The sequence below is a fragment of the Streptomyces sp. adm13(2018) genome (assembly GCF_008042145.1).
Taxonomy (GTDB): Bacteria; Actinomycetota; Actinomycetes; order Streptomycetales; family Streptomycetaceae; genus Streptomyces.
This window is the reverse complement of record NZ_RDBH01000114.1, coordinates 61,980-71,714: the sequence shown is the minus strand read 5'-3', so window position 1 is coordinate 71,714 and position 9,735 is coordinate 61,980. Positions and strand designations below refer to the sequence as shown.

Annotated in this window: 10 protein-coding genes; 5 read left to right on the top strand and 5 right to left on the bottom strand. The window is 73.8% G+C overall.

The window, feature by feature from the left end:
* Nucleotides 1-2: 2 nt before the first annotated feature.
* A complete protein-coding gene (locus EAO70_RS12450) occupies nt 3-509 on the bottom strand; it encodes a GNAT family N-acetyltransferase (RefSeq protein WP_148003079.1) in 507 nt (168 codons plus the stop codon).
* A gap of 33 nt (nt 510-542) precedes the next feature.
* On the opposite strand from EAO70_RS12450, the gene thpR reads away from it, so the two are divergent.
* Together thpR and EAO70_RS12440 are read left to right on the top strand one after the other, a co-directional pair.
* On the top strand, nt 543-1,127 hold the full coding sequence (gene thpR / locus EAO70_RS12445) for an RNA 2',3'-cyclic phosphodiesterase (protein ID WP_148003078.1): 585 nt from the start codon (nt 543-545) through the stop codon (nt 1,125-1,127).
* 164 nt (nt 1,128-1,291) lie between these two features.
* On the top strand, nt 1,292-2,281 hold the full coding sequence (locus EAO70_RS12440; protein WP_148003077.1) for an aldo/keto reductase: 990 nt from the start codon (nt 1,292-1,294) through the stop codon (nt 2,279-2,281).
* A 175-nt stretch (nt 2,282-2,456) separates the two neighbouring features.
* Here EAO70_RS12440 and EAO70_RS12435 read toward each other — a convergent pair whose 3' ends face one another.
* A complete protein-coding gene (locus EAO70_RS12435; protein ID WP_148003076.1) occupies nt 2,457-3,020 on the bottom strand; it encodes a MarR family winged helix-turn-helix transcriptional regulator in 564 nt (187 codons plus the stop codon).
* Between the two features lie 35 nt (nt 3,021-3,055).
* Between EAO70_RS12435 and EAO70_RS12430 the strand changes: the two genes are divergently transcribed.
* Nucleotides 3,056-3,469, top strand: a complete 414-nt coding sequence (locus EAO70_RS12430) for a carboxymuconolactone decarboxylase family protein (protein WP_148003075.1) — start codon at nt 3,056-3,058, stop codon at nt 3,467-3,469.
* Nucleotides 3,470-3,479: 10 nt separating this feature from the next.
* On the opposite strand, the gene EAO70_RS12425 is transcribed toward EAO70_RS12430, so the two are convergent.
* Together EAO70_RS12425 and EAO70_RS12420 are read right to left on the bottom strand one after the other, a co-directional pair.
* On the bottom strand, nt 3,480-4,160 hold the full coding sequence (locus EAO70_RS12425) for a GDSL-type esterase/lipase family protein (protein ID WP_148003074.1): 681 nt from the start codon (nt 4,158-4,160) through the stop codon (nt 3,480-3,482).
* Between the two features lie 125 nt (nt 4,161-4,285).
* The gene (locus tag EAO70_RS12420; RefSeq protein WP_148003073.1) at nt 4,286-5,134 is read right to left on the bottom strand and encodes an alpha/beta fold hydrolase; all 849 of its coding nucleotides are present in this window, start codon (nt 5,132-5,134) and stop codon (nt 4,286-4,288) included.
* 137 nt (nt 5,135-5,271) lie between these two features.
* On the opposite strand from EAO70_RS12420, the gene EAO70_RS12415 reads away from it, so the two are divergent.
* Nucleotides 5,272-6,264 carry an esterase-like activity of phytase family protein gene (locus tag EAO70_RS12415; RefSeq protein ID WP_148003072.1) on the top strand — a complete coding sequence of 331 codons (993 nt, stop codon included), beginning with the start codon at nt 5,272-5,274 and terminating at the stop codon, nt 6,262-6,264.
* Between the two features lie 111 nt (nt 6,265-6,375).
* Here EAO70_RS12415 and serC read toward each other — a convergent pair whose 3' ends face one another.
* Nucleotides 6,376-7,494 carry a phosphoserine transaminase gene (serC, locus tag EAO70_RS12410; protein ID WP_148003071.1) on the bottom strand — a complete coding sequence of 373 codons (1,119 nt, stop codon included), beginning with the start codon at nt 7,492-7,494 and terminating at the stop codon, nt 6,376-6,378.
* 51 nt (nt 7,495-7,545) lie between these two features.
* Here serC and EAO70_RS12405 point away from each other — a divergent pair.
* Nucleotides 7,546-9,735, top strand: a 2,190-nt coding sequence (locus EAO70_RS12405; RefSeq protein ID WP_148003448.1) for an FAD-binding and (Fe-S)-binding domain-containing protein, incomplete at its 3' end; no start/stop codon positions are given.

Here is a 9,735-nt window from a genome sequence, read left to right as displayed (position 1 = left end):
CCTCAGACCCGCTGCTCCAGGATCTGGCCCTCCCAGTCGCCGACCAGAAACGTGTCCGTCGGCGTGAAGCCCTGGCGCTCGTAGTACGCGACCAGACGGCCCTCGCTGCCCGCGAAGCAGTCCACCCGCAGCAGGGACACCCCCTGCCGCCGGGTCTCCTCCGCCGCGTGGGCGAGCAGCGCCGCCCCCACCCCGTACCCGTGGAACCGCGCGTCGGTCGCGAGCAGTCGTACGTACACCTCGGGCTCGTCCACCCGGGGCACGTGTTTGCCCGGGTGCGGGGTCAGCGTCATCGTCCCCGCCGGTACGCCGTCGATCTCGGCGATCCACGGGTCGCCCTCGGTCATCGTGTCCTCGACCTGCCGCACCGCCCGGGGCCGCGCCGAGAACGACTCGGTGCCCCACTGCGCGGTGATTCCCTTGCCGTTGAGCCACACCACGGCGCTGTCGAGGACGCCGAGTATGGCGGGGAGGTCCTCCGCCCCGCCCTTCCTGATGGAGATCTTCATGCCGCAGAGGCTAACGGCTGCCACACTCGCCCCATGAGGCTCTTCGCGGCCGTTCTGCCGCCGCCCGCGCGGCAGGACGAGCTCGGACTCGTCGTCGACCGTCTGCACCGGCTGCCCGGGGCGGACGGGCTCCGCTGGACCTCGCGGCCCGGCTGGCACCTCACGCTCGCCTTCATGGGCGAGGTCGACGAGGAGCTGCTGCCCGAGCTGCGCGTCCGGCTCGCCCGCGCCGCGCACCGCACCCCGCCCTTCCCGCTCCGGCTCCACGGCAGCGGGCACTTCGGGCGGCGGGCCCTGTGGGCCGGGGTCGCCGGGGACCTGGACGAGCTGCGGCTGCTGGCCGAGCGGGCGGACGCCGCCGCGCGCAGGGCGGGGATCCCGATGGAGGAGCACCGCCGCTACCAGGCGCACCTGACGCTGGCCCGGCCGCGCCGGGACGAGGTGGACCTGCACCCCTTCCTCGACGAACTCGGCACCTTCGAGGGCACCCGCTGGGAGGCGGGCGAGCTGGTCCTGGTCCGGTCGAACCTGCCGGTGAGCGGGGTGCGGGGGGAGCAGCCCCGGTACGAGAGGGTCGAGGGCTGGCCCCTTGCGGGGCGGACGGGACGGCCGGGTTAACCTCGAAGGGTGGACCCTAAGACCCGTAACCGCATCATGGCCGGCGTTCTCGTACTGATGTTCGCGATCGTCGCGCTGGCATCGGTGCTCGGCCAGTAGGCCCTTCCCCACCCCGTGGGAACCCCCTTGCTTCGAGCGCACTCCAGGCAGTTGGCTTGTCGTTCATGGAGTACACGCAGCTCGGACGCACCGGACTCAAGGTCAGCCGACTCGTCCTCGGGACGATGAACTTCGGACCCCAGACGGACGAAGCCACCAGCCACGCCATCATGGACTCGGCGCTGGACGCGGGGCTCAACTTCTTCGACACCGCCAACGTGTACGGCTGGGGTGAGAACAAGGGCAGGACCGAGGAGATCGTCGGTTCCTGGTTCGCGAAGGGCGACGGCCGCCGCGACCGTACCGTCATCGCCACCAAGGTCTACGGGAACATGGGCGTCGACGGCGAGGCCTGGCCCAACCACGACAAGCTCTCCGCGGTGAACATCCGCCGCGCGGTCGAGGGCAGCCTCAAGCGCCTCGGCACGGACTACATCGACCTCTACCAGTTCCACCACATCGACCGCTCGACCCCCTTCGAGGAGATCTGGCAGGCGGTCGACGTCCTCATCCAGCAGGGCAAGATCCTCTACGCCGGCTCCTCCAACTTCCCCGGCTACAAGATCGCCCAGGCCAATGAGACCGCCGCCCGGCGCGGCTCGGTCGGCCTGGTCAGCGAGCAGTGCCTCTACAACCTCTTCGAGCGGCGCGCGGAGATGGAGGTGATCCCGGCGGCGCAGGAGTACGGCCTCGGGGTCATCCCCTGGTCGCCGCTGCACGGCGGCCTGCTCGGCGGCGTCCTGAAGAAGGAGTCCGAGGGCAAGCGCCGTACGGAGGGCCGCGCGGCGGCGACCCTGGCGGACCCGGCCTCCCGGGCGAAGCTCCAGGCGTACGAGGACCTGCTCGGCAAGCACGGCCTGGAGCCGGGCGAGACGGCCCTCGCGTGGCTGCTCACGCGGCCGGGCGTGACCGGTCCGATCGTCGGCCCGCGGACACCCGAGCAGCTGGCCGGCGCGCTGCGCGCCCTGGAGCTTGAGCTGAGCGAGGAGATCCTGGCGGACCTCGACGAGATCTTCCCGGGCCCGGGCCCGTCCCCGGAGGCCTTCGCCTGGTGACAGGCTGACTCGGGAACCACCGGAGCGGGGCCTGGGCTGGAACCCGGCCCGGGCCCGGCGCCCTGGGGGCCGGCCTTCGGGCCGCCCTGGGGCCCGGCCCCGGAGCCCGGCGTCCTGGGGGCCGGCCCCGGAGCCCGGCGCCCTGGGGGCCGGCCCCGGTCGTGGACCGCCCCCCTCAGGGCGCCCCGAGCCAGCTCGTCGCGTCCAGGCGGAACGCCGTCTCCGGGGGGACCACCGTGCGCAGGGCCGCCTCCATGGCCAGGACTCCGTCCGCCCCGAGGGTCGCCGCCCACTCCGCCCGCAGGTCGTCGAAGATCGCCGCGGAGCGGGCGAGGGCGGCGAGGCCGTGCGGGGTGAGGCGGACCAGTTTGCGCCGGGCGTCCGTGGGATCGTCGGCGCGCTCGGCGTACCCGAGGGCGAGCAGTCGGTCGACGGTCTTGCCGGCCGCCTGCTTCGAGACGCCGAGGCGGCGTCCGATCTCGCTGGCGGTGGCGCCCCGCGCGCCGATGGCCTGCATGGCGAAGCCGTGGGCGGGGCGCATGTCGGGGTGACCCTCGTCGGCGAGGCGGGCGTGGACCCGGTCGATGAGCGTGCGGAAGCCGCCGAAGAGCAGCAGGGGGAGCTCGTAGCCCCGGCCCCCGGCGAGGGCGTCGTCCCCGGCAACGGCCCCGCTCTCCTCCTCTCCCTTGCTCTTATCGACAACCTGGTTTACGTTTTTCCCCGACACATGGTCAACCATGTTGTCGATTCTATCCGTCCGAGCCAGGAGTCGCCTTGTCCGTGGACATGTCCGCCCGTACCGCCGCCGCAGTCGCCCTTCTCAAGGAGTCGCCCGAGACCCTCGACGCCTTCCTGAAGATCAGTCAGGCCTTCGAGTCCACCACCCTCGACCCGCACTCCCGCGAGACGGTCGTCCTGACCGTCGCCGAACGCCACCAGTGCCACCTCTGCGTCGACATGCACGAGGCGCGGATGGCCGACCTCGGGCCCGCCCCCGACGTCGAACGCCTTGCCGCCGTCCGGCTGTTCACCCTCCAGGTGCTCGCCTCCTCGGGCGCGGTGAGCGACGGCGACCTGGCCGCCTTCGAGGCCGCGGGCTTCACCCGTCGCAACGCCCTGGAGGTCGTGCTCGGCGTCGGCGCGTACACGCTCTCCACCTTCGCGAACCGCCTCACCCGCGCCGCCTGAACCCAGCCCGCTACCCCGCGTACGGGCCGCCCAGGCCCCACGCCTGGTGCATCGCGTCGGCGAAGGCCGCCGCCAGCTTGTGTTCGCCCGAGGGCCCCGGATGGGTGCCGTCGTACGTGTCCCCGTCGAGGTCGTACGACTCCGCCACCGGCGCGAGCAGGAGGGGCGAGGCGGCCGTGTCCAGGTCGGCGACCGCCTTCGCGAGCAGCTCGTTGAACCGGGCGCACTCCAGCGCGAAGGGGGCGTCGTACCCGGCGCGCACGTTCGGGATGACCGGCAGCAGCACGGCCCGGATGCGCGGGTTCGCGGTGCGGGCCGCCGCGACGAAGGCCCGGACGTTCTCCTCGGTCTGCCCGCTGTCGGTGTAGAAGCCGAGGTCGATCAGGCCGAGCGAGACCAGCAGCACGTCGGCGCGGGCCCGGGCCACCGTGTCGCCGATCACGGGCGCCATGTGCAGCCAGCCCTCGCCCCAGCCGGCCAGATGGCGCCGGGCGGAGGCGGGGAAGGCGGGGTCGGCGTACGCCTCCGACGCAGGGGCGTCGGCCTCGGGGTCGTACAGCGAGGAGCGCGGGCCGACGATCTCGTACCCGCCGGGCAGGGTGGACTCCAGGTGCCGCCACATGCGGTACCGCCAGGTCCAGTCGCCGGCGCGTCCGATGGTCATGCTGTCGCCGACGAACAGAAAACGCATGGTCATATCATCGCGGACGGCGTCCCGGACCTGCGACGTGATCCGGGACACGGGCCGCGAGCCTCCGCGGGCCCCGGACTCCGGCCGCGGGCCCGCAGGCACCGGCCCCGGCCCCCGGAGACCGCCTACGCCAGGAAGCCCCCCACCTCCGCCGCGAACCGTTCCGCGTCGTCGTGCCACGGGAAGTGCCCGGCCCCCTCCAGGACGACCAGGGACGCCTTCGGGAACAGGCCCGCGTACGCGGCCGCCGTCGGCACCGGGGTGTTCACGTCCCCCTCCCCGGCCACCACGAGCACCGGCCGCGGGAACTCCGCGAGCGCCGCGCGGGTGGCCGCCGGATCGAACGCCCCCTCGCTCGCGAAGACCCCCGCGCCCTCGCCGTTCCGCTGCTCCTCCACGGCGGCGTGCCGCTCCCGCGCCGCCGCGTCCCAGGTCCCGTGGAGGAACGGCGCCACGGCCTGGAAGGTCTCGCCGGTGCCGCGCCCCGCCGTGACCTCTAGGAGCGCCGCGTACGCCCGTCCGAACCACGGCTCGCCCACCCGCAGCCGTGCCGCCGCGAGCCGCTCCTCCGGTGCCGTGTCGAGGCCGACGGCCGCCGTGCCCGGGGTGACGAGCACGAGCCGGCCGACGCGTTCGGGGTGCCGGGCCGTGTACAGGGCGGCCAGGTTCGCCCCCGCCGAGTGGCCGAGGAGGTCGACTGTGTCGAGCCCGAGGTGCGCGCGCAGCGCCTCCACGTCCTCGACGAGCCGGTCGCAGCGGTACGAGGCGGGGTCGTCCGGCAGGGCCGACGCGCCGGTGCCGCGCAGGTCGAGCCGGATCAGCCGCCGCTGGTCGGTCAGCCGGCCGAGGTCGCCGAGATAGGCGGAGTCCTGGAGCGGACCGCCGGGGAGGCAGAGGAGCGGGGCGCCGGTACCGGCCTCGTGGTGGGCGAGGAGGGTGCCGTCGGGCGCGGTGAAGGTCTTCGGGGTGGGCATGGGCGCGACCCTGACAGCGGCCGAAGGGCGGGTCAACGGGGTTTCGCACCGGTTCGGGGCAGGAGGGCGGCCGGTCGGACGATCCTCCCCGCGGCGGCCCGCCGTGCCGGGGCGGGCGGTCGTGGCAGGCTGGGTGCATGCGATCTGCTCTGTGCGCCCTCGGCGCGGCCGCGGCCCTGGTCCTGCTGCCGGTCGGGCCTGCCCGTGCCGAAGGGCCGGAGCCGGACCGGGACTTCACCATCGAGGACTCCCGCATCACCGAGTCCAGCGGCCTCGCCGCCAGCCGGGCCCACCCCGGGATCTACTGGACGCACAACGACCAGGACGCGCCGCTGATCTACGGCATCGACTCCCGTACGGGGAAGACGGTCGCGACCCTGACCATCCGGGGCGTGGGCACCCCGCGCGACATGGAGGCCATCGCGGTCGGCCCGGACGGCGACATCTACGTCGGCGACATCGGCGACAACCTCGACGGCTCCTGGGACCACGTCTGGATCTACCGCTTCCCCGAGCCGAAGGTCCTCGGGGACCGCACGGTGACGGCGAAGCAGTACGTCGTGAAGTACGCCGACGGGGCGCGCAACGCGGAGGCGCTGATGGTCCACCCGAAGACCGGCCGGGTGTACATCGCGAGCAAGAACGAGGAGGGCGGCGGCCTGTACGCGGGGCCCGAGCGGCTCTCCTCGTCCGGGACGAACACCTTCCGGCGCATCGGCGAGGTGCCGTGGGTGACCGACGGCGCCTTCTCGCCGGACGGCGACCGGCTGGTGCTGCGCGGCTACCTCATGGCGCGCGAGTACGCGTGGAAGGACGGCCGGCTCGGCGACGACGGCACGTCGGTCGGCGCCCCGTTCCAGGGCCAGGCGGAGTCGGTGACGTACACGCCCGACGGCTCGGCCTTCATGCTGGGCTCCGAGGGGCAGCGCAGCCGGGTGGTACGGCTGGAGCGGCAGGGCGCCGCGAGCCCGTCGGGGAAGCCCGCGGGCACCCCGGGCGCCCCCGACACGGCCTCCCCGCCCTCCGGGCAGGACGCCGGGGAGGGCGGGAACGCGACCCTCGGCTTCCTGGTCCTCGCCGGAGCCACCCTGCTGGTCGTCGGCGCGAAACGCCTCTTCAGGCGCCGCTGAGGCCCGCGCGGGAGACGGTTCCCCAGGCGCCGGCCCGGCCCCGGGACGCCCGAAGGGCCCGGTGCCGGACGAATCCGGTGCCGGGCCCTTCGGGCGTACGGGGAGGGAGGGTTACAGCTTCTCGATGACGTAGTCGATGCAGGCCGTCAGGGCGCGCACGTCCGCCGGGTCGACCGCCGGGAACATCGCGACCCGCAGCTGGTTGCGGCCCAGCTTGCGGTACGGCTCCGTGTCCACGATGCCGTTCGCGCGCAGCGCCTTCGCGACCGCCGCCGCGTCGATGTCGTCGGCGAAGTCGATCGTGCCGATGACCTGCGAACGCTTCGCCGCGTCCGTGACGAAAGGCGTCGCGTACTTGGACTCCTCGGCCCAGCCGTACAGCGCGTCCGAGGACTCCTTCGTCCGTGCCACGGCCCAGTCCAGACCGCCCTGGCCGTTGATCCACTTCAGCTGCTCGTTGAGCAGGAAGAGGGTCGAGAGCGCCGGGGTGTTGTACGTCTGGTTCTTCAGCGAGTTGTCGATCGCCGTCGGCAGCGAGAAGAACTCCGGGATGTGCCGGCCCGACTCGTGGATCTTCTTCGCCCGCTCCAGCGCGGCCGGGGAGAACGCCGCGAGCCACAGGCCGCCCTCGGCGGCGAAGGACTTCTGCGGGGCGAAGTAGTAGACGTCCGTCTCGGTGATGTCGACCGGGAGGCCGCCCGCGCCGGAGGTCGCGTCGACGAGGACCAGCGCGCCCTCGTCGGCGCCCGCGACCCGCTTCAGCGGAGCGGCGACGCCGGTCGAGGTCTCGTTGTGCGTGTACGCGTAGACGTCCACGCCCGCCTCGGCCACCGGCTCCGGGTGGGTGCCCGGGTCGGAGGAGATCACGGTCGGCTCGGCCAGCCACGGGGCCAGCTTCGAGGCCTTCGCGAACTTGGAGGAGAACTCGCCGAAGGTGAGGTGCTGCGACTTCTGCTCGATGAGCCCGTGGGTCGCGACGTCCCAGAAGGCGGTGGAGCCGCCGTTGCCCAGGATCACCTCGTAGCCCTCGGGGAGCGAGAAGAGGTCACGGATGCCGCTCCGCACCTCGCCGACCAGGTTCTTGACCGGAGCCTGGCGGTGGGACGTGCCGAGGAGAGAGGTGCCGGTGGCGGCCAGGGCGTCCAGCGCCTCCGTACGCACCTTGGAGGGGCCCGCGCCGAAACGGCCGTCGGCGGGCTTGATGTCAGCGGGAATCTGGATATCAGCCACGAGGCGGAGAGTATCGGGTCGGGAAGGGCCCGGTCGCCGGATGTCCGCCCGATGAGACGAGCACTGAGACATCCTGGGCTTGTGGGAAGACACGAGCAGGACACGTCCGGACTGGCCGCCGACCTCCGCGCGGCGGTCGCCGGGGAGGTCGACTTCTCCGTCACCGCACGGGCGCTGACCACCATGGACGCATCCAACTACCGCCGTGTTCCGGCCGGTACGGTCGCCCCGCGCGACGCCGACGACCTCGCGGCCGTCCTGGAGGTGTGCCGCGCCCATGGCGCCACGCCGGTCGTCGCGCGGGGAGCCGGGACCTCGATCGGCGGCCAGGCGACCGGCACCGGCGTCGTGCTCGACCTCACACGCCACATGGGCGGGATCGTCTCCCTGGACCCGGAGACCCGGACGGCCGTCGTCGGGCCGGGGCTCGTCCTCGACCGGCTGCGGGCGGCGGCACGCCCGCACGGCCTGACCTTCGGCCCCGATCCGTCCACGCACAGCCGCTGCACCCTCGGCGGCATGATCGGCAACAACGCCTGCGGGGCGCACTCCGTCGCCTGGGGGACCACGGCCGACAACGTGCGCTCGCTGGACGTGATGACCTACCGCGGCGCGAAGTTGACGCTGGGGCCGGACGGGCGCGGCGCCCCCGCCGGACTCCTCGACCTCGTCGACCGCGACCTCGCCCTCCTGCGGACCGGCTACCCCACCGGCCTGCCGCGCCGCATCTCCGGCTACGCCCTGGACGCGCTGCTCCCGGAGCGGGGCGTGGACGTGGCCCGGTCGTTCTGCGGCAGCGAGGGCACGCTCGGGGTGGTGACGCGGGCGACGGTCCGGCTCGTACCGCTGCCGGCCGCACCGGTGCTCGTGGTGCTGGGGTACGCGGACGAGGGCGCGGCGGCGGACGCGGCGGCGGGGCTCCTGCCCTTCGGGCCGCTGACCGTCGAGGGGATGGCGGCCGACCTCGTACGCGGCGCCGCCGGGCTGCCCCGCGGTGCGGCCTGGCTGTTCTGCGAGGTCGACGGGGAGGGCGCCGCCCGGAGGCTGGTCCGGGCGGCCGACGCGATCGACTCCGTCGTGGTGAGCGACCCGGCCGGACAGCGGGCGCTGTGGCGGATCCGCGAGGACGCGGCGGGCACGGCGACCAGGACCCCCGGCGGCGGGGAGGCCTGGCCGGGATGGGAGGACTGCGCGGTGCCGCCGGCGCGGCTCGGGGCGTACCTGCGCGAGTTCCGTGCGCTGCTCGCCGGGTTCGGCCTCCGGGGGGTTCCGTACGGGCACTTCGGCGACGGCTGCGTCCACGTCCGGATCGACTTCGACCTGTGGACGGAGCGGGGGGTACGGGACTTCCGGCGCTTCTCGGAGGAGGTCGCCGACCTGGTGGTCGCGCACGGGGGGTCGCTCTCCGGGGAGCACGGCGACGGGCAGGCGCGGGCCGAGCTGCTGCCGAGGATGTACGGGGAGGAGCTCGTCGCCCTGTTCGGCGCGGTCAAGGACGTGTGGGACCCGGACGGCGGGCTCAACCCGGGGATGCTGGTCCGCCCGCGTCCGCTCGACGAGGGGCTGCGGTTCACCGGGCTGCCGCTGGTGGGGCTGGGAAGGGCCGCAGCCCGTTGCGTGGGCGTGGCCAAGTGCCGCGTGGAGGGGCCGAGTTCGGGCCCCGGTGTGATGTGTCCGTCGTTCCGGGCGACGGGGGAGGAGAAGCACTCGACGCGGGGCCGGGCGCGGCTGCTCCACGAGATGGCGCTCGGCGAGGTGGTCACGGGCGGCCCGCGCGCGGAGGAGGTGCGGGACGCGCTGGACCTGTGCCTGTCCTGCAAGGGGTGCCGCAGTGACTGCCCGGTGGGGGTCGACATGGCCGCGTACAAGGCGGAGTTCCTCGACCTGCACTACGCGGGACCGCTCGGGTTCCTGCGCAGGCCGCGCTCGCACTGGACGATGGGCAGGCTGCCGCACTGGCTGGACCTGTTCGGACGGGGCCTGAACGCCGGGATGAGGCTGCCGTTCGCGGCGCGCCTCGCGGGGGTGACGCCGGAGCGGACGATGCCGAGGGTGGCGGCCAGGACGTTCACGTCGTGGTTCACCGAGCGGGGCTCGACCCGGCCGGCGGACGTGACGCTGTGGCCGGACACGTTCACGGACCACCTGACACCGGAGGTGGGGCAGGCGGCGCTGCACACCCACCCGGGAGTCACCTACCGCCCACTGCCGGACGCCCCACCACTGCCGGTGGTACTGGCC